Source organism: Mesorhizobium sp. Root695 (assembly GCF_001428185.1).
Classification (GTDB): domain Bacteria; phylum Pseudomonadota; class Alphaproteobacteria; order Rhizobiales; family Rhizobiaceae; genus Mesorhizobium.
In genome coordinates this window covers 208,219-234,660 of record NZ_LMHO01000045.1, presented here as the reverse complement: position 1 = coordinate 234,660, position 26,442 = coordinate 208,219, and the positions used below count along the sequence as shown (strand labels likewise).

At 60.6% G+C, this 26,442-nt stretch carries 26 protein-coding genes and 2 tRNA genes; 17 read left to right on the top strand and 11 right to left on the bottom strand.

The features are described from left to right. The first annotated feature begins 224 nt into the window (after window positions 1–224). Together ASD99_RS30330 and ASD99_RS30325 are read left to right on the top strand one after the other, a co-directional pair. The gene (locus tag ASD99_RS30330) at window positions 225–1,505 is read left to right on the top strand and encodes an O-acetylhomoserine aminocarboxypropyltransferase (RefSeq protein ID WP_056594202.1); all 1,281 of its coding nucleotides are present in this window, start codon (window positions 225–227) and stop codon (window positions 1,503–1,505) included. Between the two features lie 82 nt (window positions 1,506–1,587). Continuing rightward, on the top strand, window positions 1,588–1,935 hold the full coding sequence (locus ASD99_RS30325) for a cupin domain-containing protein (RefSeq protein ID WP_056594205.1): 348 nt from the start codon (window positions 1,588–1,590) through the stop codon (window positions 1,933–1,935). Here ASD99_RS30325 and ASD99_RS30320 read toward each other — a convergent pair whose 3' ends face one another. Together ASD99_RS30320 and ASD99_RS30315 are read right to left on the bottom strand one after the other, a co-directional pair. Continuing rightward, complete coding sequence (locus ASD99_RS30320) at window positions 1,936–3,003, bottom strand: hypothetical protein (protein ID WP_244497957.1); 1,068 nt, start codon at window positions 3,001–3,003, stop codon at window positions 1,936–1,938. Between the two features lie 24 nt (window positions 3,004–3,027). Beyond that, window positions 3,028–4,278: a cytochrome P450 gene (locus tag ASD99_RS30315; RefSeq protein WP_057145877.1), complete on the bottom strand. Its 1,251-nt coding sequence runs from the start codon at window positions 4,276–4,278 to the stop codon at window positions 3,028–3,030. A 104-nt stretch (window positions 4,279–4,382) separates the two neighbouring features. Here ASD99_RS30315 and ASD99_RS30310 point away from each other — a divergent pair, with 104 nt between their 5' ends. Continuing rightward, window positions 4,383–5,486: an NAD(P)/FAD-dependent oxidoreductase gene (locus ASD99_RS30310; RefSeq protein ID WP_057145876.1), complete on the top strand. Its 1,104-nt coding sequence runs from the start codon at window positions 4,383–4,385 to the stop codon at window positions 5,484–5,486. Window positions 5,487–5,508: 22 nt separating this feature from the next. Here the strand turns inward: ASD99_RS30310 and ASD99_RS30305 are convergent, their stop codons facing one another. Together ASD99_RS30305 and ASD99_RS30300 are read right to left on the bottom strand one after the other, a co-directional pair. Then, window positions 5,509–5,703 carry a hypothetical protein gene (locus ASD99_RS30305; RefSeq protein WP_057145875.1) on the bottom strand — a complete coding sequence of 65 codons (195 nt, stop codon included), beginning with the start codon at window positions 5,701–5,703 and terminating at the stop codon, window positions 5,509–5,511. Further along, window positions 5,696–6,286, bottom strand: coding sequence for a hypothetical protein (locus ASD99_RS30300; protein ID WP_057145874.1), 591 nt, complete (start codon window positions 6,284–6,286; stop codon window positions 5,696–5,698). The genes ASD99_RS30305 and ASD99_RS30300 overlap by 8 nt, the downstream gene beginning before the upstream one ends. 328 nt (window positions 6,287–6,614) lie before the next feature. On the opposite strand from ASD99_RS30300, the gene clpP reads away from it, so the two are divergent. From clpP to ASD99_RS30280, 4 genes are all read left to right on the top strand, one after another. Then, a complete protein-coding gene (gene clpP / locus ASD99_RS30295; protein ID WP_057145873.1) occupies window positions 6,615–7,244 on the top strand; it encodes an ATP-dependent Clp endopeptidase proteolytic subunit ClpP in 630 nt (209 codons plus the stop codon). Window positions 7,245–7,541: 297 nt separating this feature from the next. Then, on the top strand, window positions 7,542–8,816 hold the full coding sequence (clpX, locus tag ASD99_RS30290; RefSeq protein WP_023759839.1) for an ATP-dependent Clp protease ATP-binding subunit ClpX: 1,275 nt from the start codon (window positions 7,542–7,544) through the stop codon (window positions 8,814–8,816). A gap of 307 nt (window positions 8,817–9,123) precedes the next feature. Further along, the gene (gene lon / locus ASD99_RS30285; protein ID WP_057145872.1) at window positions 9,124–11,535 is read left to right on the top strand and encodes an endopeptidase La; all 2,412 of its coding nucleotides are present in this window, start codon (window positions 9,124–9,126) and stop codon (window positions 11,533–11,535) included. 296 nt (window positions 11,536–11,831) lie between these two features. Beyond that, window positions 11,832–12,104, top strand: coding sequence for an HU family DNA-binding protein (locus ASD99_RS30280; protein ID WP_006201846.1), 273 nt, complete (start codon window positions 11,832–11,834; stop codon window positions 12,102–12,104). 86 nt (window positions 12,105–12,190) lie between these two features. Here ASD99_RS30280 and ASD99_RS30275 read toward each other — a convergent pair whose 3' ends face one another. Continuing rightward, window positions 12,191–13,213 carry an aldo/keto reductase gene (locus ASD99_RS30275; protein ID WP_056594220.1) on the bottom strand — a complete coding sequence of 341 codons (1,023 nt, stop codon included), beginning with the start codon at window positions 13,211–13,213 and terminating at the stop codon, window positions 12,191–12,193. A gap of 175 nt (window positions 13,214–13,388) precedes the next feature. On the opposite strand from ASD99_RS30275, the gene ASD99_RS30270 reads away from it, so the two are divergent. Further along, entirely contained in the window at window positions 13,389–13,955 is a 567-nt protein-coding gene (locus tag ASD99_RS30270) for an SIS domain-containing protein (RefSeq protein ID WP_057145871.1), read from the top strand. A 3-nt stretch (window positions 13,956–13,958) separates the two neighbouring features. Next, entirely contained in the window at window positions 13,959–14,702 is a 744-nt protein-coding gene (locus ASD99_RS30265) for a creatininase family protein (RefSeq protein WP_056594226.1), read from the top strand. A gap of 150 nt (window positions 14,703–14,852) precedes the next feature. Here ASD99_RS30265 and ASD99_RS30260 read toward each other — a convergent pair whose 3' ends face one another. From ASD99_RS30260 to ASD99_RS30250, 3 genes are all read right to left on the bottom strand, one after another. After that, a complete protein-coding gene (locus tag ASD99_RS30260; RefSeq protein WP_056594228.1) occupies window positions 14,853–15,770 on the bottom strand; it encodes a carbohydrate ABC transporter permease in 918 nt (305 codons plus the stop codon). A gap of 25 nt (window positions 15,771–15,795) precedes the next feature. After that, window positions 15,796–16,917, bottom strand: a complete 1,122-nt coding sequence (locus tag ASD99_RS30255) for a carbohydrate ABC transporter permease (RefSeq protein WP_057145870.1) — start codon at window positions 16,915–16,917, stop codon at window positions 15,796–15,798. Window positions 16,918–17,006: 89 nt separating this feature from the next. Then, window positions 17,007–18,671, bottom strand: a complete 1,665-nt coding sequence (locus ASD99_RS30250; protein ID WP_056594552.1) for an ABC transporter substrate-binding protein — start codon at window positions 18,669–18,671, stop codon at window positions 17,007–17,009. Window positions 18,672–18,960: 289 nt separating this feature from the next. Here ASD99_RS30250 and ASD99_RS30245 point away from each other — a divergent pair, with 289 nt between their 5' ends. From ASD99_RS30245 to rbsK, 3 genes are read left to right on the top strand one after another with little or no spacing between them, the layout of a single operon-like run. Further along, a complete protein-coding gene (locus ASD99_RS30245; protein ID WP_057145869.1) occupies window positions 18,961–20,019 on the top strand; it encodes an ABC transporter ATP-binding protein in 1,059 nt (352 codons plus the stop codon). Between the two features lie 21 nt (window positions 20,020–20,040). Further along, window positions 20,041–20,493 (top strand): RbsD/FucU family protein, encoded by a 453-nt coding sequence (locus ASD99_RS30240; protein ID WP_057145868.1) that lies wholly within the window; start codon window positions 20,041–20,043, stop codon window positions 20,491–20,493. A gap of 4 nt (window positions 20,494–20,497) precedes the next feature. Next, a complete protein-coding gene (gene rbsK, locus ASD99_RS30235; RefSeq protein WP_057145890.1) occupies window positions 20,498–21,427 on the top strand; it encodes a ribokinase in 930 nt (309 codons plus the stop codon). Between the two features lie 129 nt (window positions 21,428–21,556). On the opposite strand, the gene ASD99_RS30230 is transcribed toward rbsK, so the two are convergent. Next, window positions 21,557–21,633 (bottom strand) — tRNA-Asp (locus ASD99_RS30230). Between the two features lie 216 nt (window positions 21,634–21,849). Here ASD99_RS30230 and ASD99_RS30225 point away from each other — a divergent pair. The 3 genes from ASD99_RS30225 (at window position 21,850) to dgt (ending at window position 24,702) form a co-directional block, all read left to right on the top strand. Then, window positions 21,850–21,925: transfer RNA gene (locus ASD99_RS30225), tRNA-Val, on the top strand. Between the two features lie 179 nt (window positions 21,926–22,104). Continuing rightward, window positions 22,105–22,458: a phage portal protein gene (locus tag ASD99_RS30220; protein WP_057145867.1), complete on the top strand. Its 354-nt coding sequence runs from the start codon at window positions 22,105–22,107 to the stop codon at window positions 22,456–22,458. A 783-nt stretch (window positions 22,459–23,241) separates the two neighbouring features. Beyond that, window positions 23,242–24,702, top strand: a complete 1,461-nt coding sequence (dgt, locus tag ASD99_RS30215) for a dGTP triphosphohydrolase (protein WP_082583462.1) — start codon at window positions 23,242–23,244, stop codon at window positions 24,700–24,702. Window positions 24,703–24,749: 47 nt separating this feature from the next. Here the strand turns inward: dgt and ASD99_RS30210 are convergent, their stop codons facing one another. Beyond that, window positions 24,750–25,055: a hypothetical protein gene (locus ASD99_RS30210; RefSeq protein ID WP_057145865.1), complete on the bottom strand. Its 306-nt coding sequence runs from the start codon at window positions 25,053–25,055 to the stop codon at window positions 24,750–24,752. A gap of 74 nt (window positions 25,056–25,129) precedes the next feature. Between ASD99_RS30210 and ASD99_RS30205 the strand changes: the two genes are divergently transcribed. Further along, a complete protein-coding gene (locus ASD99_RS30205; protein WP_057145864.1) occupies window positions 25,130–25,351 on the top strand; it encodes a DUF768 domain-containing protein in 222 nt (73 codons plus the stop codon). Window positions 25,352–25,426: 75 nt separating this feature from the next. Beyond that, complete coding sequence (locus ASD99_RS30200; RefSeq protein WP_057145863.1) at window positions 25,427–25,672, top strand: hypothetical protein; 246 nt, start codon at window positions 25,427–25,429, stop codon at window positions 25,670–25,672. Between the two features lie 57 nt (window positions 25,673–25,729). Here ASD99_RS30200 and ASD99_RS30195 read toward each other — a convergent pair whose 3' ends face one another. Continuing rightward, the gene (locus ASD99_RS30195; protein ID WP_057145862.1) at window positions 25,730–26,371 is read right to left on the bottom strand and encodes a hypothetical protein; all 642 of its coding nucleotides are present in this window, start codon (window positions 26,369–26,371) and stop codon (window positions 25,730–25,732) included. Window positions 26,372–26,442 lie beyond the last annotated feature (71 nt).

Sequence of the window (26,442 nt, the reverse complement as noted above, 5' to 3'; positions counted from 1 at the left end):
CACATCGGCCACCTCGTCGAAACCATCGAGGCAGCCGAATGCAAGAACTACTTCCAAAACGCAGGCTATGCTTCCGTCAAAACGTGAAAGGCTCTAGGTTAGCTCATTTTCTCAGGCCTCGGCCGCAGATCGTTCGCCAAAGGGCATTTTCTTCTTTGCATTCGCGCTCAGGCTTCGCCAAGAATGCCCGGCGATTTCAAGAGTTTCAAAAGGGAGGTTTTTCAGTGACCCGCACGCCAGGTTTCAACACGCTCGCCGTCCACGCCGGCGCCAAGCCAGATCCCGCGACCGGCGCACGCGCCACGCCGATCTACCAGACGACCTCCTTCGTCTTCGATGATGCCGACCATGCCGCCTCGCTGTTCGGGCTGAAGGCCTTCGGCAACATCTACACCCGCATCATGAACCCGACCCAGGCGGTGCTGGAAGAGCGCATGGCGGCCCTCGAAGGCGGCACGGCGGCCCTTGCGGTCGCCTCCGGTCATGCCGCGCAGGTGATCGTGTTCCACAATCTGATGCAGCCTGGCGACAATTTCGTTGCCGCCAACAAGCTCTATGGCGGCTCGATCAACCAGTTCGGCCATGCCTTCAAGAATTTTGGCTGGGAAGTGCGCTGGGCCGAAACCAATGACATCTCGACCTTCGAAAGCCAGATCGACGACAGGACCAAGGCGATCTTCATCGAGAGCCTCGCCAATCCGGGAGGCACCTTCGTCGACATCGAGAAGATCGGTGACATCGCGCGCAAGCATGGCCTGCCGCTGATCGTCGACAACACGCTGGCCTCGCCCTACCTCATCCGGCCGATCGAGCATGGCGCCGACATTGTCGTGCATTCGCTGACCAAGTTTATCGGCGGCCATGGCAATTCGATCGGCGGCGCCATCATCGATGGCGGCACCTTCGACTGGTCGAAGTCGGGCAAATACCCGATGCTGTCGGAACCGCGCCCCGAATATGGCGGCCTCGTCCTGCACGAAACCTTCGGCAATTTCGCTTTCGCTATTGCCGCGCGTGTGCTCGGCCTGCGCGACCTTGGCCCGGCGATCTCGCCGTTCAACGCCTTCCTCATCCTGACCGGCCTGGAGACCTTGCCGCTGCGCATGCAGCGCCACTGCGACAACGCCGTGACGGTTGCCGCCTGGCTGTCCAACCATCCCAAGGTCGCCTCGGTGAACTACCCCGGCCTGCCCAGCGACAAGAACAACGCGCTACAGAAGAAGTACTCGCCGCTTGGCGCCGGCGCCGTGTTCACCTTCGCTCTCAAGGGCGGTTATGACGCCGGCGTGAAATTTGTCGAGGCGCTCGAACTGTTCTCGCACCTCGCCAATGTCGGCGACACCAAGTCGCTGGTCATCCACCCGGCCTCGACCACGCACCGCCAGCTTTCCGACGAGCAGAAGGTCAAGGCGGGCGCGGGACCGGACACGGTACGGCTGTCGATCGGCATCGAGGACGTCAACGACATCGTCGCCGACCTCGAACAGGCGCTCGCCAAGGTCTGATTTTTTTTACCCTCCCCCTTGTGGGGAGGGTCGGCGCGCAGCGCCGGGGTGGGGGGAGCCGGCTCTTTCAAGGAGGCAAGTCTTGTCCGCGCATTACCTGACAATAGCGACTGACAGCGTCGAGCCTGAATCTGGCGCGCCGGCGCCAGATCGGCTGATCTTGGGCGATCCGAAATTCCGCACCTGGAATGTCGAGGAGCGGGAGGGCGGCCTCTACGCCGGCATCTGGGAATCGACTCCCGGCAAATGGCGTATCGTCTATGACGAGTGGGAGTTCTGCCACATCCTGTCCGGCGTTTCGGTGATCGCGGAGGACGGTGGGCAAGCGCGCACCGTCAAGTCCGGCGACAGTTTCGTGCTGAGGCCTGGCTTCAAAGGCAGCTGGGAAGTGCTTGAAACGACTCGCAAGGAGTATGTGATCAAGCTTTGATCACTTTGCTGGAAACTGGCTGAGGCAGGCTTCCGACGCCTTGTCGTGGAAGGTCAGCACGTCGACATCCTGTGCCTCGACATCCGCGTCGGAGATTTCCTCGCGATAATACTGCGCCATGAGATCGAGCCCCTCCTGGCTGATGCCCTGTGTCGGCATCTCGCGGGCAAGGCAGCCGCAGAGGCTGAGCGCCCGGTCCGGCGAGCCAATCTTGTGGTTGGTGAGGATGAAGGTCTGTGCCGGGCAGGCATCGAGGAAAGCGTCGAAATCCAGCTTCTGCTGCGGCTGGTCGCCATGGTTGAAATAGGCCGGTGGCCATTGGCTCTTGCCGCTGGCGACATCGCAGCCGGTGGCTACATCCTTGGCACTGTTCTGGACGGCCAGCAGCGCCGTCCACTCTTCACCGGTCGGGTATTCGAAGTTTTCTGCCAGCGACGCGGTGTACATGTCGAGATCGGGCTGCGTAAAGCCGATCGCCTGAAGGCGATTGAACTGGCATTGACATTCAGCGCTCACGCGCTCGGCTTCGCCATCGGCTGGCTGCTCGTTGGACTTGCTTTTCTGGCAAGCCGCCAGGAAGGCTGCTCCATCGAGCGACGAAGCTGGAAAGCTGGACGCGTCGAGATAGCGCTTGCCGTCCCAGCCGATCGTCATCTGGTCGGACTGGATGTCGAGAAAACCGTTCCGTTTGAAGGCGCTGAGCCCGATCTTGTCCTGCGGCACCAGCCGGGCACCCGGAATGTCGCCGAGAACCTCCTGGTAGCTGTCGCCTTCCAGGACAAACAGGAAGTTCCCGCAGTTGGTGCCATCACAGCCGGGCGCATAGCGATAGGCGAAAATCTCCGGAAAACCATCGAGGTTGAGATCGACCTCGATGGCAAACGATGTTAGCGGCAGTCCTTTCGATCCGGTCTGCCGCTCCAGCAGAACCGTGGCCATTTTCTGGGCGATGGCCATGCTGTTTTGCCATGGGATGTTTTCCGGCTGCTGCTGGGCGGCCGCGATGTCAGGGGATGCGCGCACCAGCGCCAGGGCGAACAACGTCGCCCGTATCGAAAACAGTCTCATATCGCAGCCCCAGGCCCGCGATCGTCAGAAGCCGACGGCGAGCGTTTCCAGCCCATGGAAGTGGTAAGTGTCGCGGAAGCGGGGCTGTTCGGCAAGACGGAGCTTTGGGTGCCGTTCAAACAGGGTTTTCAGCGATACCTGCAATTCGAGCCGGGCCAGCGGTGCACCGATGCAGAAATGGATGCCGGCGCCGAAGGACACGTTCTTCTGGTCCGCACGGCCGGGCTGGAAGGCTTGCGGTTCGGCGAAGGCACGCGGGTCATGGTTGGCCATGCCAAGCAGCAGCCCGATCGTCTGGCCCGGCTGCACGACGATGCCGGGCGAGACCTCGATCTCGTGATAGGCGTAGCGGGTGAACATGTGCAGCGGCGCGTCGAAGCGCAGGCATTCCTCGACCGTTGCCGCAGTCGCTTCGGGCGAACCGAAGAAGCGGCTGACATCGCCCCCTTGCGCCAGGATCGAGCGTACGGCATTGCCGGTCTGGTGCACGGTCGCTTCATGACCGGCATTGAGCAGCAGGATCGCCGAGGACACCATCTCGTCCTCCGACAGTTTCTGGCCGTCCTCCTGCGCCGCGATCAGCAGCGACAGCAGGTCGTCGCCGGGGTTCTCGCGCCGCTCGGTGACATGGAAACGCAGGAAATCGGCAAATTCGCTCGCGGCGCGGTTGGCCGTCTCTTCAGTCTCGCGCGTGCGGCCGTGCATGTACATGGCGACCATCTGGTGCGACCAGTCGAGCAGTTGAGGTCCCATCGCGACCGGCACGCCAAGCATTTCGGCGATGATGGTGATCGGCAGCGGCGCCGCGAAGGCCGGCAGCAGGTCGACGGTCTTGCCCGGTTCGAAACGGTCGATCAGGTCGTTGGCGAGCGCTTCGACACGCGGCCGCAGCCGTTCGACCTGGCGCGAGACGAAGGCACGGTTGACCAGCGTTCTCAGCCGCGTGTGCACCGGTGGCTCCAGCTCCAGCATCGAATTGGCTTCGATGCCGTCGAATGCTCTGAGATGGCTGCGATCCTCGCCGATGCCGCTTCTGTCCGGAATGCCAGCCGGGTTCTGGCGGCCGAAGCGGCGGTCGCGCAGCAGCCGGTTGACGTCATCGAAACCGCCAAAGCACCAGAAGCCGAATTCTTCCCAGAAGAATGCGTTCGATGCGCCGTGCAGAAAGGCATAGGCCTCATAAGGATTTTGAAAAAAGGCCGGCTCGTGCGGGTCAAGCCGCAGCCGGCGAGTGGCTGGATCAAAGGCCAGGGCGGGTGGCGTCAATTTGCTCATGCCAGACCCATAGCGCGGCTTGCCAGCCTGTTTCCAGACCGTATGTTGGCGGCTGACTGCCCAATGAATTGAGCCAGCGGCGCGGCTGCGGAAAGACTTGACGGATGAATGTGATCGTTGTCGGCGCGGGCATTGCCGGCCTCTCCACGGCGTGGTCGCTGGTCAAGGCAGGCCATAGCGTTTCGATCGTCGAGCAGGGACCGATCCCCAATCCGCTGGCCGCGTCGGGTGACCACCATCGTATCATCCGCCGCGCCTACCGCGCCGGAACCGGCTATGGCCGGCTGATCACCGAGGCCTATCAGGCCTGGGACGAGATGTGGGCCGATCTCGGCGAAAGCCACCTCGACGCGCGCGGGTTTGTCTGCATTTCACGCGAGCCGGGCGACGAGGCCGAGGAATACCGCGAGGGCCTGGAAGAGGGCAATTTTCCCTTCGAATTGCTGGAACCCGATGCAGCCGTGGAACGCTGGCCCTTTTTGCAGGCCAGTTCATTCCGCTATGCCTATTTTTCGACCGAAGGTGGCGCGCTGCATTGCCGCAAGATCGCCTCCAGCCTGGCAAAGTGGCTGCGCGCCAACGGCGCCAATGTCTACGAACACAGCAAGGTCACCGCCATCGACTCCGAGGCCGGCCATGTCATGCTCGAAAGCGGCGAGACCATGCAAGCCGACCGCATCGTCGTCACGGCAGGTGCCTGGGTGTTGAAACTGTTCCCGGAAATGGACGGCGAGCTGAAGACCTATCGAACCGCACTTGCCTATGTCGAACCGCCGGCCGACCTCAAGGCCGCCTGGCATGCGTCACCGGTCGTCCTCGATATCGGCGGCACGGTCGACGGCTATGTGATCCCGCCCTCCGGCGGCGCCGGCATGAAATTCGGGTCCGGGCTGCACAGGGTGCCGACCAGCGACGCCAACTGGAACCGTCAGCCGGTGCTGGGCGAGGGCGAGGCGATCCGAAACCTGTTTTCACCACCGATCGCCCGGATCGAGGAATACAAGGTGACCGAGGTCGTCACCTGCGCCTATACCTTCACCGATGACGAGAAGTTTTGGGCGCATGAGAAGGGCAAGTGCCTGATCGTCTCGGCCTGCTCCGGCCATGGCTACAAGTTCGGCGCGGCGGTCGGCCGGCGCGTTGCGGCGGCCGTCGGCGATGGCGATGTCGCCGGCTTGACGGCATGGCTGCGGGCGGAGGTGGCCTGAGCAGAGTCTCGTGAGACAAGCGCTAGCCGCCGGCGTAAAAGAAGAGCCCTACCGCCGCGATCGTCAGAAAGGCGAAAAACGCTGCATAGACGTAGTATCCGTCGGGTCCAGACACACTTTTCCACCTAAATGCGGCGGCGTCGTACAGATCGTACCGCAAGAAGACATAAGCTGCTGCAACACCGAAAACGATAACAACCCAGCCGAGGCTATCCATTGCAGTGCCTGGGAATATGCACCCGCCGCCAGCCCGATGAACCCTCGCGAACCAGCACACGACGCGCGACGGTCTGGTAGGAGGCGGGAACATCGATGACGCGCCTTTGCTCCGGTCGCACCAGCACCTCTTCGGCGATGCTGTCGTACTGTGCGGGAATGACGACACGGCGCGTGCGTTCGGGCTGGATCACGACGGTTTCGGCGACGCGTTGATAGCGCGCCTTGTGCCAGATCTTGCACAGCACCTTGCGGCCATGGATGACGCGCCATTCCCAGGAATAGCCGCCGCCATCGACCCGGACTGTATGGTAGACGGTGCGGGTGACGGCAGGCACGATTTCGTACGTCACCTGAGCCGGAGCGGTCATCACCACGCGTTCGCGCGTGCCATAAATGGGTGGGACGTAGTCGACCCGCTGGCCGGGCGGGCTGACCAGCACGTCCTCGTAGACCGTGTCGTAGACATCAGGCGTTCGGACAGGTTCATAGCATTCGACGGCGCGGCCGCCGGCCGCCGTCTGCGAAATCGTACCGAGCATGGCCAGCCCGGCAATGGTGAAGCATGCGGTTTTCCCAGACATGGCACTCCCCGTGTTGAACTCTAGCATCAGTTCAACGCTGAATTGTAGGGGAAGCTGCCTCGGAGAAAAGCGGTTTCGGCGCATTTCGTTAAGCGATGCGGTTAAGAAATTGCTACGGTGGCGACGACAGCGCCGAACGATCACGGCACGGGTCGATGAATCCCGTGAAATGTAACCTTGATTCGACTTACCCAGATGGCTAGGAGGGGTCGGCCTTGCACAAGGATGAGCCGGCATCCTATTTACGGAATAACGATCCAGAACCGATTCTGCCCGATCCGCCAGCATGCCCGGCGCCGGAATCCCACCGCGAGATAAGAGATAACGAATGAAGAACCCCGTCGAAACCTACATGAACCTCGTTCCGATGGTGGTCGAGCAGACCAATCGCGGCGAGCGGGCCTACGACATTTTCTCGCGTCTCCTCAAGGAGCGCATCATTTTCATCACCGGTCCGGTCGAGGACGGCATGGCGACGCTGGTCTGCGCGCAGCTTTTGTTCCTGGAAGCCGAGAATCCGAAGAAGGAAATCAACCTCTACATCAATTCCCCGGGCGGCGTCGTCACCGCCGGCATGGCGATCTACGACACCATGCAGTTCATCAAGCCGGCCGTGTCGACGCTCTGCATCGGCCAGGCGGCCTCGATGGGTTCGCTGCTCTTGACCGCCGGTCACAAGGACATGCGCTTTGCCACGCCGAACGCCCGCATCATGGTTCACCAGCCTTCCGGCGGCTTCCAGGGCCAGGCGTCCGACATCGAGCGCCATGCCCAGGACATCATCAAGCTGAAGCGTCGCCTCAACGAGGTCTACGTCAAGCACACCGGCAAGAGCTACGAAGAGATCGAAAGGACGCTCGACCGCGACCATTTCATGACCGCCGACGAAGCCAAGGATTTCGGCCTCATCGACAAGGTCATTTCGTCGCGTGAGCCGCCTGAAGGCGCCGTGGCATAAGGGCTTATTGGCATTTGGCTGGCGGCACTACGCGCTTTTGGGGCGTCTTGCGGCATTTCGGCCACAATTGGCTGTTCCCTCGGGGGACAGGATTGCCTACGTTAAGGCTATGTTGAGTTTCGGCGGCTTAGCTTTATGCGGGGTTGTCGCGAATCATTGCCACGTTTTCTGATTTGTGTTTCGTACGGAATGCGTTGCGGGAGCCGGGACACACTGGCGGCGGCGGATTCCCGCGATAGATAGAGTATGCGCCCTTTCAGCCAGACCATCGGCGGGCGGCCATGAAAGGACATGAAAATGAGCAAGGTCGGCAACAACAGCGGCGATTCCAAGAACACGCTTTACTGCTCGTTTTGCGGCAAAAGCCAGCACGAAGTGCGCAAGCTGATCGCCGGTCCGACGGTCTTCATCTGCGACGAGTGCGTCGAGCTCTGCATGGACATCATCCGCGAGGAGAACAAGACCTCGATGGTGAAGTCACGCGAGGGCGTGCCGACACCGCAGGAGATCCTCAAGGTTCTCGACGACTACGTCATCGGCCAGCCCTACGCCAAGCGCGTGCTGTCGGTGGCGGTCCACAACCACTACAAGCGCCTCGCGCACGCCGGCAAGAACAACGATGTCGAGCTGGCGAAGTCCAACATCCTGCTGATCGGCCCGACCGGTTGCGGCAAGACGCTGCTTGCGCAGACGCTGGCCCGCATCATCGACGTGCCCTTCACCATGGCTGATGCGACGACGCTGACCGAAGCCGGTTATGTCGGCGAGGACGTCGAAAACATCATCCTGAAGCTGTTGCAGTCGGCCGACTACAATGTCGAGCGGGCCCAGCGCGGCATCGTCTACATCGACGAAATCGACAAGATTTCGCGCAAGTCCGATAATCCCTCGATCACCCGCGACGTGTCGGGCGAGGGCGTGCAGCAGGCGCTGCTGAAGATCATGGAAGGCACCGTCGCCTCCGTGCCGCCGCAGGGCGGCAGGAAGCATCCGCAGCAGGAATTTCTGCAGGTCGACACCGCCAACATCCTGTTCATCTGCGGCGGCGCCTTCGCCGGGTTGGACAAGATCATCTCCGATCGCGGCCGCAAGACCTCGATCGGCTTCGGCGCCATCGTCGCTTCGCCCGAGGATCGCCGCACCGGCGATGTCTTCCGTCTGGTCGAGCCAGAGGATCTGTTGAAGTTCGGTCTTATCCCCGAGTTTGTCGGCCGTCTGCCGGTTCTGGCGACGCTGGAGGATCTCGACGAGCCGGCACTGATCCAGATCCTGACCGAGCCGAAGAACGCGCTGGTCAAGCAGTACCAGCGGCTGTTCGAGATGGAGAATGTCGACCTGACCTTCCACGAGAACGCCCTGTCGGCCATCGCCAAGCGCGCCATCGAGCGCAAGACCGGCGCCCGCGGCCTGCGCTCGATCATGGAAGCGATCCTGCTCGACACGATGTTCGAGCTTCCCGCACTCGAAGGCGTGCGCGAAGTGGTGATTTCGGAGGAAGTGGTGACCGGCAGCGCCCGGCCGCTCTACATCTACTCCGAGCAGAAGGAAAAGAAGGGCAATGTCAGCGCCTGACATGAGCCCGCAGCGAAGTTCTGAAACGGCGCCGCAAGGCGCCGTTTTGCTGTCCGCCCAGGATTTTGCGGGTGGGCCCGGTCTTGGCGTCGCAAATGTGTCACTTCAGGGCAAGTTGGAGGTGCGGATTTGTACTCGCCCCTTGATCTTTGGGGATAGTGCATCCAACTAATTGGAGAAGGCCGTGGTGCCCGATTTCTGTGCTGTAAAACTCCCGTCACAAACGGTGGTAGGCGGAACGATCCCCGGTCGTTAATATAGGATTCGCGGTTGGCTGATTGGCGGTCGCGATATGAAAGGTTGGACAATGGCCAAAGTATCCAAGGCTCCCAGCGACGGCGTCTTCGCAGTCCTCCCACTGCGCGACATCGTGGTGTTCCCGCACATGATCGTTCCGCTCTTCGTCGGGCGTGAGAAGTCGATCAAGGCGCTGGAAGAGGTGATGGGTCAGGAAAAGCAGATTCTGCTTGCCACCCAGATGAATGCCGCCGACGACGATCCCGAGCCCGATGCCATCTTTGACATCGGCACGCTCGCCAACGTGCTGCAATTGCTGAAGCTGCCCGACGGCACCGTCAAGGTTCTGGTCGAGGGTGCCTCGCGCGCGAAAATCGTCTCGTTCACCGACCGTCCCGACTTCCATGAGGCCAGCGCCAAGGCGTTGGTCGAGCCGGAAGAGGAAGAGGTCGAGGTCGAGGCGCTGGCTCGTTCGGTCGTCACCGACTTCGAGAACTACGTCAAGCTGAACAAGAAGATCTCGCCCGAAGTGGTGGGTGCCGCCAGCCAGATCGACGACTACTCCAAGCTCGCCGACACGGTTGCCTCGCATCTCGCCATCAAGATCCCTGAAAAGCAGGAAATGCTGGCCACGCTGTCGGTCAAGGAGCGGCTGGAAAAGGCGATGGGCTTCATGGAAGCCGAAATCTCCGTCCTGCAGGTGGAGAAGCGCATCCGCTCGCGCGTCAAGCGCCAGATGGAGAAGACGCAGCGCGAATACTACCTCAACGAGCAGATGAAGGCGATCCAGAAGGAGCTCGGCGAGGGCGAGGACGGCCGCGACGAAGCCGCCGAGATCGAGGCGCGCATCAAGAAGACCAAGCTCTCCAAGGAAGCCCGCGAAAAAGCGGAAGCCGAGTTGAAGAAGCTCAGGACGATGTCGCCGATGTCGGCTGAATCGACGGTCGTGCGCAACTATCTCGACTGGATCCTGTCGATCCCGTGGGGCAAGAACTCCAAGGTCAAGCAGGACCTGGCTTTCGCGCAGAACGTGCTCGACACCGATCATTTCGGTCTCGACAAGGTCAAGGAGCGCATCGTCGAGTATCTCGCCGTGCAAAGCCGCCAGAAGAAGCTGAAGGGGCCGATCCTGTGCCTCGTCGGACCTCCGGGCGTCGGCAAGACCTCGCTCGGCAAGTCGATCGCCAAGGCGACTGGACGTGAGTTCATCCGCATGGCGCTGGGCGGTGTGCGTGACGAGGCCGAGATCCGTGGGCACCGCCGCACCTATATCGGCTCGATGCCCGGCAAGGTCATCCAGTCGATGAAGAAGGCTAAGAAGTCCAACCCGCTCTTCCTGCTCGACGAGATCGACAAGATGGGCCAGGACTTCCGTGGTGATCCGTCGTCGGCGTTGCTCGAGGTGCTCGATCCCGAACAGAACTCGACGTTCATGGACCACTACCTCGAGGTCGAATACGATCTGTCGAGCGTGATGTTCGTGACGACGGCGAATACGCTGAACATCCCGGCGCCCTTGATGGACCGCATGGAGATCATCCGTATCGCCGGCTACACCGAAGACGAGAAGATCGAGATCGCCAAGCGGCACCTGATGCCGAAGGTGATCCGCGATCATGCGCTGCAGCCGAAGGAGTTTTCCGTCGGTGAGGACGCGATCCGCGCCATCGTTCAGACCTACACCCGTGAAGCGGGCGTCAGGAGCCTGGAGCGCGAGCTGATGAAGCTCGGGCGCAAGGCGGTGACCGAGATCCTGAAGACGAAGAAGAAGACGGTGAACATCACGGCGGCGAACCTCGCCGACTACCTCGGTGTTGAGCGCTTCCGCTTCGGTCAGGTCGAGGCTGACGATCAGGTCGGTGTTGTTACAGGTCTTGCCTGGACGGAAGTTGGCGGCGAGCTGCTGACGGTCGAAGGCGTCATGATGCCCGGCAAGGGCCGCATGACGGTGACCGGCAATCTGCGCGACGTGATGAAGGAATCGATTTCGGCGGCGGCCTCCTATGTCCGCTCGCGCGCCGTCGATTTCGGCATCGAGCCGCCGCTGTTCGACAAGCGCGACATCCACGTGCACTTGCCGGAAGGCGCAACGCCGAAGGACGGCCCGTCCGCAGGTGCTGCCATGGCGACAGCCATTGTGTCGGTACTAACGGGTATTCCGGTCCGGGCAGATGTGGCGATGACTGGCGAGATAACGCTTCGCGGCCGCATCTTGCCGATCGGTGGGCTCAAGGAGAAGCTGCTTGCCGCACTGCGCGGCGGCATCAAGAAGGTGCTGATCCCGGAAGACAATGCCAAGGATCTGGCGGAGATTCCGGACAACGTGAAGAACGGCATGGAGATCATTCCGGTCTCACGGGTCGGTGAGGTGTTGCGCCACGCGCTGGTGCGTATGCCGGAGCCGATCGAATGGGTCGAACCGGTCAATCCGCCGGCCGCGACAGACACTGCCGACGACGCTGGAAAGTCGCTTGCGCATTAAGCGTCGCGCGTCCACTTGGACGCAATGAACGCTCTAACGCCTTGGACTTGCGCATGGTCTTTTCCGAAAACCGGCTACGGTTTTCGGGGCCATGCGTTGGTTTTCGCCAAGGTTGCAGTGCACAAACAGAGAGCCGGGCCTAGCGCCCGGCTTTTTCATGTGAAAAACCCAGCATTTCCGGGCTTTTTCCGCCTTTTTTCTGCCTTTTCGACTTGGTTGCGGGAACGCTTCTTTCTAAAGTCCCTTTCCTGCCGGATGAGTCGATAGTTCCGGTGTTCTCATGGAAGGGAATTTTTATGAACAAGAACGAACTGGTGTCCGCTGTCGCCGACGCCGCGAGCATTTCGAAGGGTGACGCGCAGTCGGCGGTCGATGCGGTATTTTCCGTGATCACCGGCGAACTGAAGAAGGGCGGCGATGTCCGGCTTGTCGGCTTTGGCAATTTCACCGTGTCAAAGCGTGCGGCGTCGACCGGCCGCAATCCTCAGACCGGCGCCGAAGTGAAGATTCCGGCACGCACCGTGCCGAAGTTCTCGGCTGGCAAGGGCCTCAAGGACGCAGTCAACTAAACGCCTTTTTCTTTTCAGGGACCAGAAAAGCCGGGCTTGCCCGGCTTTTCATTTTTGTGTCCGACGCCGACGCGATGGCGGTCGAGTTATGCGGTCGGCGCTTCAGGGTGCATAAGGCCCTCCTTCTTGAGATCGGCCCAAAGCGCCGCGGGCAGTTTCGCATCGAGCAGCGAGCGGTTGCTCTCGACTTCGCTCGGCCGCTGGCCGCCGGGGATCACCGAGACGACCGACGGATGCAGCAATGGGAATTGTAGGGCGGCCTCGATCAGTCGCACGCCATGGCGCTTGCAGACGCTCTCGATGCCGGCGACGCGGTCGAGGATGTCCTTCGGTGCTTCGGAGTAGTTGTAGTAGGCGCCCGGCTTCGGCCCTGTTGCGAGGATGCCGGAGTTGTAGGGTCCGCCCAGAACGATACCGATGCCGCGTGCCTGGCAGAGCGGCAGGAAGGACGTCAGCGCCTCCTGTTCCAGCAGCGTATAGCGCCCGGCCAGCAGGAACAGGTCGAAGTCGCCGCGCTCGGCCAGCGTCTGCGCAACCTGCCACTCATTGATGCCGCCACCGAACGCCTTGATCACGCCTTGGTCGCGGAGCGAGAGCAAGCCGTAGTAGCCGGAGCGCATGAACTCCTCGATGCGCTGGTCGGACGCTTCCTTGCTGCCATGGGTGAAGATGTCAACATCATGCACGAAGAGGATGTCGATACGGTCGACGCCGAGGCGCTCGAGCGAGGCTTCAAACGAGCGCATGACGCCGTCATAGCTGTAGTCGTACACCTCGCGGCGCGATGGCGTGCCGAAGAACTTGCCGATGCCCGTGCGCTCTTCCGGCGGGCAGGCCCGCATGATGCGGCCGACCTTGCTCGACAGCACATAGTCGTCGCGCTTCTTGCCGCGCAGGAACGGGTTGAGCCGCGTTTCCGACAGGCCAAGCCCGTAGAGCGGCGCGGTGTCGTAGTAGCGGCAGCCGGTCGCCCAGGCGGCCTCCAGCGTGGCATTGGCGTCCTCGTCCGAGACGGCACGATAGAGGTTGCCAAGCGGCGCCGTGCCGAAGCCGAGTTCGGTGAAACTGATACCGCCATTGCCGATGCGGTCGAAATGCCGTGTCTTCATATCCTGCCGTTTGCCTCGCTTGATTTGTCTCACATACACTATCATGCCTGTGATCAGGCAAAAGCATCGCGGAGCGTTGGACACGCATTTTCGCGGTTGCTAGCATGAGCAAAATCAAGCTGTTCGTGGCAGCAAGAGCGGCAAATCCCAGGGTGATTTTCATGGCAGGGTTGCGGTGAGCGACAAGAGCAAAAACCTGTTCGAGACGGCGCTTGACGAGCTCGGCGGCGTGCTGGCGCGGGTCGACGAGAGCCGGATCGACGCCGCCTGCAAGAGGCTGGCCGGCGCCAGGCAGATCGTCGTCTATGGCTGCGGCCGCGAGGCCCTGCAGGTCAAGGGTTTTGCCATGCGGCTCTACCATTTGGGCCTGCCGGTCGCCGTGGTCGGCGACATGACCACGCCGCCCTTGGGACCGGGGGATGTCTTCCTGGCCAGCTCCGGGCCGGGAGAAACCTCGACCGTGCTGACCCTCATGCAGGTCGCGCACGACGCCGGCGCGACCAACCTGCTGCTGACGGCCCAGGCCGAAAGCCGTGCGGCAAAGCGCGCCGATTTCACGCTGCTCATCCCCGCGCAGACCATGGCCAACGATCAGGGGGCGCAGAAGACGTCGGTCCTGCCGATGGGCTCGGTGTTCGAAGGCGCGCTGTTCCTGCTGTTCGAAGTGATGGTGCTGAAGCTCAAGGATTTGATCGGCGCATCGCCGGAAGCGATGCGCGCCCGCCACACCAACATGGAATAGATCATGCGCTACGAATTGATGCTGCCGCACCAGATCCGCAAGGCGATCGCCAAGAACTGGCCGGTCGCACTGCCGCTTGGAGTACTCGAATACCACGGCGAGCACATGGCCGTCGGCATGGACACGCTGGCCGTCGTCAAGGCGCTGGAGCTGTTCGAAAAGGAGAAGGACGTCGTCATCTTGCCGCCTTTCTACTATGGGGCGGCCAGCTACGCGGTAGCGCCGCCGGAAGGCAGCGGCTCGGTGCAGGTCGGCGGCAATGCGCTGGCGGCGTTCGGCGAGGAGCTGTTCTACAGCCTGCTGCGCATCGGATTTCGCAACATCCACGCAATCATCCACCACCAAACCGAGAATTTCGCCGCCGGCATGCCGACCGATCTGGCGTTCAAGACCGCCGGTCGCCAGGCGATCTTCCGCTTTCTCGAGAAGGAACGCGGCGAGGGTTGGTGGGGCTCTCAGACGATGGCCGACTACTATTCGGGACACGCTGCGGGTGAAAATTTCTTCAATTGGGTGCAGGTGCATCCGCTGATGTCGGCTGACATGAACGGCAGGTACCCGTTCGATCATGCCGGCATTGGCGAGACCTCGCTGATGCTGGCGCTATGTCCCGAAGCGGTGGATGCCACGCACTTCGAAGACAACAAGAGCTGGTATACGGCGAGCGCCAAGGATGCATCGGCGGAACTCGGGCAAAAGGGTGTGGCCATGATCATGGATCACCTGCGCACGATCCTGAGGGGCTAATGCATGTCGCCCAAAAGTGACCTCGGTTTTGGGAGAACGACATGCATCAAAACAAAGACCTAAAGCGGGTCGTCTGAATCCATTCAGACGCGACACGCTTTAGCGCGGTTCTTTCCCGCTCCCCTTCCGGGAGAAGGAAGGCTGGCCCTGCTACTTCACCGCTCCCGCGGTCATGCCCATGATCAGATAGCGTTCGAGCGCGATGCCGATGACGGCGAGAGGCGCGATGGCAGCAGTCGCGAGCGCTGCCATCGACCACCAGTTGATGCCTTGCGAGCCGGTCTGGCTCGCCACCATGACCGGGATGGTCTTGGCGTCGGTCGAGGTCAGAAGGGCGGCGAAGAAATACTCGTTCCAGCACAGCACCATCGCCAGGATGAAGGCGGCGACCATGCCAGGCAGCGCGATCGGCATGACGATGCGGAAGAAGGCGCCCCAGATCGACAATCCGTCGACGAGCGCGGCTTCCTCGAGCTCGACCGGGATCGAGTTGAACTGGTCGCGCATGATCCAGATGACGATCGGCAGCACCATCAGCGTGTAGAGCAGGATCAGCCCAACGCGCGTGTCGAGCAGGCCGACTTCGCGGTAGAGCACCAGGAAGGGCAGCGCCAGCACCACCGGCGGCAGTATCAGCTGCGACAGGAAGAAGAACGAGATGTCTTCGTTCTTGAACCAGGCGAAATGGTAGCGGTAGCGGGTGAGCCCGTAGGCGGCGAGGCTGCCGATGACGATGGCGAGGCTCGATGCGCCGACCGAGGTGATCACCGAATTCATGAAGCGCTTGAGGAACTCCTCGCGCACCGTCGAGGTCTGGAAGATCGAGTCCGGCGACAGGCCGAGTGAGCGCCAGCCCTTCCAGTCCGGCTGGAAGTCGACGAAGGGGATGAGATGGCCCTGGGTAACGTCAACCGCGGTCTTGAACGAGGTCGTGATCGTCCAATAAATCGGGAACAGGCAGATGAATGCCCAGAAGGCCAGCGCCCCATAGATGAAGACGCGGCTGGCGAGGAAGCTCGCCGGCGAGCGGATTTCCGAGGCGACATATTCGGTGGTCTGAACGCTCATCTTGGCTCAATTCACCCATCTTGCTTCAATTAACGTTGCGCACGAAGCGGTTGGCAAATTTCAACAGCCACGTGACGAACACGACGATGATCACCAGATAGGCCATCGCCAGCATGGTTCCGTAGCCGACATTCGAGCGGTCGCGATATTCGCGGTAGATGAAGCTCGACACGGAATCGGTGGCACCGCCCGGACCGCCCGAGGTCACTGTGATAATGATGTCGGCAAGCTTCAGCTTGAAGATGATGCGCAGGATCACCGCCGTCACCGATACCGGCAGCATCAGCGGGAAGGTGACCTGCCAGAAGGTCTGCCACGCATTGGCGCCGTCGACGCGTGCGGCTTCGAGCACCTCGCGCGACATCGCCTGCAGCCCGGCCAGCAGCATGATCATCATGAACGGAATGAACGTCCAGGCGTCCAGCACCATGATCGCGATGCGCGCGGTGATGGGATCGCTGAAGAAGGCTGGATTCTCCCAGCCGAGATGTCGTGCCAGCGTTGCGGCCGGTCCAAAGCGGTATTCCATCAGCGACTTGCCGATCATCCACGACACCGCGACGGGCGACAGCATCAGCGGCATCAGGAAGACGACGCGGAAGAATTTTCGCGCCCGGATCTGGGCGTTGAGCAACAGCGCCAGGCCGAAGGCGATCACATATTCGACCGCCACCGCCAGCACATAGAGCACCATGTTGAACAGCGCGTTGCGGTAGTAGGGATCGCCCAGCATCTGCCAGAAATTGTCGAGCCCGTTGAACCTGCGGCCGCTGAAGGAACTGAGATTCCAGTCGGTCAGCGCGATGTAGAAACCAAACAGTGTCGGGAAGATCACCATGGCGATAGTGAACAGCAGCGCCGGCAGCAGGAACAGGGCGCGCTGGCCGTCCTCGCCGCGCGTCAGCACCTGGCCGATGCCGAGCGCCACGCCCCACAACACATAGGCATAGACGACGGGGCGCCAGGTCTCGAAGCCGATCGTATCGGCGCTGCCCTTGTAGAGGATTTCCAGCGCGATCATGGACAGCAGGCCGAGCGTCGCAACGGACATCAGCGCCCAGCCGAGCCGTTTGCGGCCTGGAGAAATCAGATCGGAAGGGCCGGCATCTGCCGGCCACTGGCTTGCGGTCGAAGTCTGGTCAGCCACAAATCTCGCCCGTTTGAAGGCTCTCAAGGAGCCGGAGCCGGTCTAAAGTGGTCCGGCGTTGCCGCCGGACCACGGTTCATAGGGCCAGCCTACATGCCGAGCGAGGCCTTGTAGAGCTTGATCTGGTTGTCGCGGCCGATCTGGTCGGTCAGCTTCTCCCAGGCCGCAGCAATGGCGTCGGCGCCTTCCTGCGCCTTCATCTTGCCGGCGAAGGTGTTGGCCAGGATGTCCTCGGCGGCGCTGTAGTACTGGAAGATGCCGGGGATGCGTGGCTCGATCGCCGCGTTCGGATGATTGTAGCTGTCGGATTCCGACTTGAGGTAGGAGGTGATGAAGGCCTCGTCGTAGCCGGCCGCCACCCATTCCGGAATATCGAAATGCGAGTTGCGGTACGGCTGGAAGCCCGAGGGATACATCGCCGTCCAGATCGACAGGTCCTTGCCGCCAAGATGGGCGGCGGCGGACCAGGCCGCCTTCTTTTTCTTCTCGTCGGCATCGACGCGGGCCATGACATAGACGCCCCAGCCGAGATAGGCGCAGTTGGGCGCATAGTTCGGGCCGCTGGCGAGCTTGTCCCAGGCTCCGGTCTTCGAATTGTAGACATCGTCCGAGCCCGGCAGGATCGAGAAGCCGGTGACGTCGCCGACAACAGACGAATCGTTGGTCTTGACGTTGGAGCCGACGTCGCCCCACCAGGTGACCATCGAGCCGGTGCCGGCCAGGAACTGCTGGAAGGCGGTGGTGTTCGGGTCGGCGTTGATCTGGTCGGCCGGCTCCGAAGGCAGTGCGTCGATGACGTCCTGGATGGCGCGCACCCAGGCCGGGTTGTTGACGCGCGGCTTCATCGTGTCGGCGTCGAACAGCCAGGCCTTGTCGTCGGGGTGCTTGGCGTAAGCGCTGGCGCGGCTGCCAAGGAAGTAGAAGCCGAAACCGCCCCAGGGTTTTGGCGCATCGAGATAGCCAAAGACGTCCTGGTCCTTGAGCTTCTTGCCCTTGAGGAACTTCGTGACCGCCTGGACCTGCTGCCAGGTCTTCGGCACGCCCCACTCGCCTTCACCGCCGCCGTCCTTCCAGGCCTTGGCGAGGTCGGCATCGGCAAACACGTCGGTGCGGTAGTTGAAATTGTGCGCGTCGCCGTCGACGGTCACGCGATATTGCTTGCCGTTCCAGGTGCCGACCGGGGGCTGCAGATAGGCCACGACATCTTTCATGTCGATCTGCTCCTTGACCCAGTCGGGCATTTCCGACGTCAGGCCCTTGCCGCAGACATCGCCTTCGAACGGTGCGCCCATTTCGATGATGTCGAAATCGACGGTGCCGGTGGCGATCGACTGCTGCAGGCGGGCGTTGTAGTCGGCCTGCGCCAGGTCGATCCAGTTGATCTTGGCGCCGGTATAGGTCTCCCAGGGCTTCAGGAAGCCGCGGAACAGCACATTGTGCAGGTTCTGGTTGTTGAGACCCATGAAGGTCAGCTCGACGCCGGCGAATTCGCCTTCCTTGACGTTCGCCTTGGTCGCCTCGAGGCAGAGTTCACCGACCTTCTGGAAATCGGCGTCCGTCGGCTGGCCCTTGCCGACGCCGGGGATCTGCAGGATTTTGGTGCGCAGTTCGCTTGCCGCGGAAGCCGGACGCGTCAAGGCGCCAAGCCCGGCGCCGGATGCGGCCGCGATTGCGGCCATGCTGGCAGCGCCCTTCAATATGTCGCGCCTTGTGGCGCCGGCTCGAACCAGTTTCTCGTAAAGACCCGTTCTCATCGCCTGTTCCTCCCAGAACATCAGTGTGAATAAATTGGCCATCTGTCGGACGCCGGAGCGCCAACGATGCTCCCGGTTCGGAAACGAACTAGGCAGGACCCCACCCTGCGTCGATTGAGGTTCCGATTACGGTTCGGGTGCCGACTTTGGACCAGCGCTCGCCACTATTCTCACAACCCAACGCCGTGTCAACGAGAACGGGTTTTTATCTATAAGGGACCGACTTGCCCTGACCGGTCGCCTTGGTTAGCTTCTGCGTCTACGGCCAGTGGAGCCGGAAGGGGAGTATATGGCTCAAGTCGCAATCAGCAAGGTGGCCAAGGCGTTCGGAACGGTCAAGGTTCTGCATGAAGTCAGCGTCGATATCGCAGACGGACAGTTCGTGGTGCTGGTTGGCCCTTCGGGTTGCGGCAAGTCCACGCTGCTCAGGATGGTGGCCGGGCTGGAGACCGTATCCGCTGGGACCATCGCCATCGGCGACCGCGTCGTCAATCACCTGCCGCCGGCCAAGCGCGACATCGCCATGGTGTTCCAGAACTACGCGCTCTATCCGCACAAGACGGTCGAGCAGAACATGGCCTTTGCGCTCAAGCTGCGGAAAACCGATCCGGCCGTGGTCGCCGAGCGGGTCAAGCGCGCCGCCGACATCCTCGACCTCAATCCCTATCTGAAGCGCTATCCCCGCCAGCTTTCCGGCGGACAGCGCCAGCGCGTGGCCATGGGCCGCGCCATCGTGCGCAACCCGCAGGTGTTCCTGTTCGACGAGCCGCTCTCCAATCTGGACGCCAAGCTGCGCGTGCAGATGCGCACCGAGATCAAGGAACTGCACCAGCGGCTGAAGACCACCACCATCTACGTCACCCATGACCAGATCGAGGCCATGACCATGGCCGACAAGATCGTCGTCATGCGCGACGGCCGCATCGAGCAGGTCGGCGCGCCGCTGGAGCTGTTCGACCGGCCGGCCAATCTGTTTGTCGCCGGCTTCATCGGTTCGCCTTCGATGAACCTGCTCAAGGGCGTCATGCGCAAGGGCGCCAAGCCCGGTGTCGACATTGCAGGCACGCTGTTTCCGATTGCACCAGGCAATGCCGCGCAGGACGGCCAGGCCGTCGTCTATGGCGTGCGCCCGGAACATCTCGAGATCCATCCCGATGGCGTGCCGGCGAAGATTTCGGTGGTCGAGCCGACCGGCTCGGAAACGGTGGTGTTCCTGCGCTTCGGCGACGGCGAGATGGTGGCGCTGTTTCGCGAGCGCCACGACTTCAAACCCGGCGACACGCTGACCCTGAAGCCGCGGCTCGACCAGATCCATCTTTTCGACGCCGAGACCGGCAAGCGTCTCTGATCTCAACTCACGAGGACTATCATGCTCAAAGGCATCAATCCGTTGCTCAATGCCGACGTGCTGCAGGCATTGCGGGCGATGGGCCATGGCGATGATCTGATCATCGCCGACACCAATTTCCCGTCCGATTCGGTGGCGCGCCAGACCGCGCTCGGCCGCCTGCTGCGCATCAATGCCTCGGCCGCCGAGGTAGCCAAGGCGGTGCTGTCGCTCTACCCGCTGGATACATTCGTCGATGACTCGGCCGCGCGCATGGAGATTGTCGGCAAGCCGGACGAGATTCCGGCTGTGCAGAAAGAGGTGCAGAAGGAAGTCGACCAGGCCGAGGGCAAGTCCTGGCCGATGATAGCGGTCGAGCGCTATGCCTTCTATGAGCGCGCCAAACAGGCCTATTGCGTCATCCAGACCGGCGAACGCCGCTTCTATGGCTGCTTCGCCTTCCGCAAGGGCGTCGTGCCGCCGGATGCGGAGTAGCGGCATGGCTTCGGGCAAGCCGGTCGTCATCCTGGGCGTGTTCGTCGCCGACACCGCCTACAGGGCGCAGCGGCAGCCGCGCATGGGCGAAACCATCCTTGGCACATCTTTCACGCTGGGGCCGGGCGGCAAGGGCTCGAACCAGGCGGTCGCCGCCGGCAAGCTCGGCGCCGATGTCACCTTCCTCACCCGCCTCGGCGTCGACCCGTTCGCCGACATGGCCAGGCAGACCTGGGCGCGGGCGGGCGTCAAGAATGCCGTCATCGATACGCCGGAAAGCTACACTGGTGCGGCCTACATCTTCGTCGAGGAGACCACCGGCAACAATGCCATCATCGTCAGCCCCGGTGCTGCCATGCTGATCTCGCCAGCCGATATCGAGGCCAATGCCGGGCTGATCAGCAGTGCCGGCGTCTTTGTCACCCAGCTCGAACAGCCGATCGAAACAGCCATGCGGGCGCTGGAGATCGCGCGGGGGGCAGGGGTGACGACGATCCTCAACCCGGCCCCGGCGGCAAAGATTCCCGACCGCATCTACACGCTCTGCGACTATCTCACGCCCAACGAGACGGAGACGGAGGAACTGACAGGGATGAAGGTCTCCTCTGTCGACGAGGCGCGAGCCGCTGCGGACAAGCTGCTCGAAAAGGGCGTCGGCACCGTCATCGTCACGCTGGGCGACAAGGGCGCGCTTTTGCACTCGAAGGACCGCTCCGACCATGTTCCCGCCGTCAGTGCGGGACCGGTGGTCGAAACCACGGGGGCGGGCGATGCCTTCAATGGCGGTCTTGCCGCAGCACTTTCGCGGGGCGTGGAACCGCTGCAAGCGGTGCGCTTCGCTTGTGCGGTCGCCGGCATTTCCGTGACGCGACCAGGGACCGCGCCGTCGATGCCGACGCTGCAGGAGGTCGAGGCGCTGCTGGCGAGTGGGTGATCTTGCGAGGCCAGACGTAGGCACATGCCGAAAGGACCTGAGTGGCCTCAGGTCTCTTGCAAGACAATATTTTTGACAATCAATGTCGACATTTCTCCGAAGCCAAGGGCTTGATACCCCTAGGAGAAATGGCGCGAGTGACGGGGCTCGAACCCGCGACCTCCGGCGTGACAGGCCGGCACTCTAACCAACTGAGCTACACCCGCGCATGGCGAACACGTGTCAGCCGTGTTCGTCGTTGGGGCGCTGGATAAGGGGTTCGCCACCGGGTGTCAAGCGTGACAGGACAGCATAACAGCAAACAGGAGAAGGTTTTTTGACAGCCGGCGTTTTGTTGGCAAAACCGGCGTCCAACCAGGGCGTCCTGCACTCATTTGGCCTTGCGAAGCCGGTTACGACCGCTTAAAGGTCCGGCCCGGAGCGGGCGATTAGCTCAGTTGGTAGAGCGCTTCGTTTACACCGAAGATGTCGGCGGTTCGAGCCCGTCATCGCCCACCATTCCAATCAATGCCTTAGCGCGAAAATACGAAGCGCTCCTATGGTTCAATGAACCTTTTCGCGCTGGGCGGGGCCCCGCTATCTGCCCCTTTGAGAATCGCAGAATTTCCAAGTTTTAACGAGATTCAACAAGACTTTAGCCAATAGCAAATCAGCCGGCATGCCTGCACATCCGAGGCATGAAGATTTTCGACTGGTTCAGAACCGAAAAGCGGGCGATGCAATACGCGGACTACATGTGGCTTGTGCCACTGTCGTCCACGGGCGTTGCGGTGTCAGCCGAGACGGCGCTGACCTCACCGACAACGCTGGCGTGTTACCGGCTCTTGGTCGACACCATCGCCACACTGCCTGTGCACGTCTACCAGCGGTTGCCAGGCGGCGGAAAGCAGCGCGCGGAGCATCCAGTTGAAAAGCTTCTGAGCGGCTTCGTGAGCCCGTGGGAGCACAACGAGACATTCCGGAAGAAACTCACCGGAGATGCAATCCTTCGCGCCGACGGTCTGGCGGTAGCGGTCAAGGTCCGCGGCTGAGGCCCTTGGTGACGCCGTCATTGCAGCGACACGGGACAAGAGCGGCACGTTTGCCGGCAAGTTCGCGACGGTGTGGCGAGACGATGTCGAGAACACAGAATACCTCCCGGCGACCCGAACGCAGCGGCGCCTGGTGGGCGTCTCCGTCAGATGGCGGTAGGGGGCGCGCGCCGCCGCTGACCACGGATGTACTGGCACCGGCGGACCAACCATCACCCGGCTGTACGACGATCGGCCTGGCAGACGGCGATGGGGGCGTTTGGAGAGGGGTTGGAGCGGTTCACTTTGACAACAATTTCCACGGAGAAACGCGCAATGACCACATACAGCATTCAACGAAACACGCTATCATGATGGCGCGATGTCGCGACAATCGCGATCATCGCGACGATAGAACGTTGATTTGCGTTGGGATATGACGGAACCTGCACGAGCTGACCCCGTTGATTCCGAGAAGATGCAACGCTTAACCAATTCGCAATTGTGCGATATGAAACTGGGACATCGGCGAAACGCTGTCTTGCAAAAAACAACGCATTAGCAGTTCGTGGCACTAAGGGGAGATATGGTATGGCAAAGCCCATGACTATGGCGACCGGAAGGAAAGCGGCAGTTGCCGCTGCTACCGACAAAAATCCCGTCTACAGGACTGTGGTTCGTGAACTGCGCACCCTACAGACCGCAGTAGAAAGCCCAAGTGGAAGTTGGACATTGCTGAAAGAGCGTTCGTCAGCTAACAGTAGGCTCGTTGAGAAGCTAAAATAATAGCGCGCCTGGGGGGGTATGCGTCCGTTGTACTCTGAGTCCGATTGCGGACGCATACTTAACACCCCAAATTCGGAAGAGTACCGGGACGAATGGCGCCGAGACTATGCGCGCCTCATACACAGTTCTGGCTTTCGCAGACTGCAGGGAAAGACGCAGGTCTTCCCCGGCCATGAAGGCGATTTTTTTAGAAACAGGCTGACGCATTCGCTAGAGGTCGCCCAGATCGCAAAGTCCATTGCGATAAGGCTGAACGCAACACACGAGCTATTTGCCGACCCAAGCCAAAAGCTAGCTCCAGATCTCGTCGAATTCGCTGGGATGGCACATGATCTTGGGCATCCTCCGTTCGGTCACAATGGCGAGGAAGCCCTTGATGAGTGCATGCGTGAACATAGTGGCGGGTTCGAAGGTAACGCACAGACTTTCCGAATACTGTCGCGACTCGAGAAAAAGGTAACGTTAAACTCGCCTAACGACCTTCGAGCATTCATCGATGACCAAGATCAAAGGCGCGGGTTGAACCTGACTTATCGATCTCTTGCGTCGATATTAAAGTATGACTCCCCAATACCAGTCCGCTCCAAAGACCGACCATTGGACAAACAGGGCGAAGTCCTCAAGGGTTACTATGAAGCCGATCAAGAGATCGTAAAAAAAATTAAAGAGATGGTATTGGGCGGAATCTTCGCGGGAAAGTTCAAGACAGTTGAATGTTCAATAATCGATATTGCTGACGATATAGCGTATTCAACTTATGATCTGGAAGATGTCTTTAAGAGCGGATTTTTAAGTCCTCTCGACTTATTCGCCTTAGAGCCAGCAATATACGAAAAGGTGGTCAGCACCATCAATAAGCGATTAGGCAAGCAATACTCAGACGTGGTCACACGCATTAGCGTTAAGGACGTGCACGAGATATTGCATGACGTCTTTTCCGACTTGTTCACTTTTGGGACGGAACAACTCGATATTCTGAAGAATCGTAGAGCTTCGAACGAATATAAGAAGATGTATTTTTCTGTCGAAGCGCAGCAAAGGTCAAGGCAGTACGCGGAAGATGGTTACTCTAGAACGGCTTTCACATCGAATCTAGTGGGGGCATTCATACAAGGTGTTGAGGTTCAGTCAAATTCAGATTATCCACAACTCCACAACGTTCGTTTGGACTTGAAAACATTTGTAACTGTCGAAGTATTGAAAAATATCACTTATGAAGCAGTTATAAGAGCGCCTGCACTGCAAGTAGTTGAATACAGAGGGAAAGACATAATAAAGAAAATATACGGAGCCATAAACGAAAAAGGCGGGGACAGATTACTGCCGAAAGATTTTCGCGACGTTTATAAAAATGGTGACGAGTTAAATAGGTGTCGAACAATATGCGATTTCATTGCAGGAATGACTGATCGATATGCCGTCGAATTTTATAGTCGCTTGTTTGGTGCAAACGGCATGACGATGCACAAACCGCTGTAGCAACGGCGCGGCGAACCTGCATTTCACCAAGCATTCCATTCCCAAGGCTAAGCCTTATCGACAAGCTGCGTTTTCCGCTTCGGCGCGACGTAACTGGTGATGAGCCGCACGGCGCTGTGTTTTACCGTAATGCCCAGATCCTTGCCGCCTACCGTCACCGTATCATCGTCGACGCGAACCACTTCGCCGGTCAGCTCGATTTTCTGCCCGCTGCTTATGTGCGGCGTGCTGTCTACGATGGAGTGTGGCTGACCGTAGGAAGGGATAAGAACACTCACGCGGTCGTCCGTGACCCGCTTGCGCACGGTTGCAGTGATCGCGACGGTATCGCCGACTTTGATGCCTTGGCCCATGCGATGATTCTGTAGCAGCCGGCGCCTGCGTCAAGATGAGCGGAACCTAATATGGATGCGCAGATTATCGCGGCATGAGCACACGCGGAATCAACTTCCTGGACCGATGGCTGGCCAACAACGTCCCCGAGACGACGAAGGCCGATGTGATCTCCGTTGACGAACTCACGCACAAGCTTATCGCTGATGCGAAGGCGCTAGGCATCAAGCGGGCCGAGATCGACGAAGAAGTGGACAGCCTCTATCGCACGATCCTCGACGCGATTGTGCATTACGATCCTGGCCTGCCCGAATAGCCCTTGCCACGGGCATCGATGCGAGGAATATAATCCTCCCGTTGCGGCGACCCTCAAACGAACGGAGATCGCCAAATGGCCAGGACCAAATCTTCCAAACAGCTCTCACAGGAAGAGATCGAACGCTTCCTGACTGCGGCAGAGGCGCTGCACAAGATCATCGTCAAGCCGCTGATATCGCCCAGCTGCGATCATTATCGATCGCTTCAGGCGGTGCACCATGCGCTGCTGAAAGCCGTGCGGGAAGTGACCGGCAAGGAAGTCGAGTTCATCCAGTGGAATACCACGGGACCCGTGCGGCCGCCAAGGGATCCTCGGTGAACGCCTCTCTAAGCCGCAAGCCACCGCGCGGCCTATGATATGAGGGGCGGCGCCAGCTTAGCGGTCTGGCTGTTGCCCACGCCGTTGGCGGCGCCGGCGCTCGATCAGCCGTCGCTCATGGAGGCGGTCGGCGGAAGTGAAGACATCAACCTGTAGCTTTGGGTGCCCGCTTGCGAGCTTCGCAAAGTTCTCAGTGAACTTTTTAACGTCATTCGAGATCTGGATCAGCGGATCAGTCCCAAGGGTGCTGATTCCTTCCATCGTGTTCATGTTGAGCGTGTAAGAATTGGTCTCTCTTACTGCGGCCTGCGGGTCGCGCTTCCACGTGATTGAGACCCGATAAGTGTTTGGCAGGACTACGCCCGCTTCCGCGAGATAACTGGTGAGACCTTGCCCGGGCTTGAGGACGTCCACGGTCCCGAGCGGCGCTGGCTCGGCAGGATCCCTTGGGGAGCTAGACACAAGCGGCGGGTCGAAAGACAATTTGATGTCGTAAGCCGTCGCGTTTCCGGTGTTCTCCACTCGCAAATCGAAGTGCATCATTGACCATTGGTTTGGGTCCAGCGTCGCAACGATGTGCGGCCTGGAACCGGCGTCGACCATCCTTCTGGTCTCCCGTGCCAGTGCCCAAGTCACATACCAAAGACTGACCGTGCCGACGGCGATTACCACCGTCGCAATTGCTATCAACTGCTCCATAAAAACCCCCTTGCTCAAATCCCACTTGGGACAATACAGGAGAGTTTGCGCGCAAAGAACTGGAGCGCCAA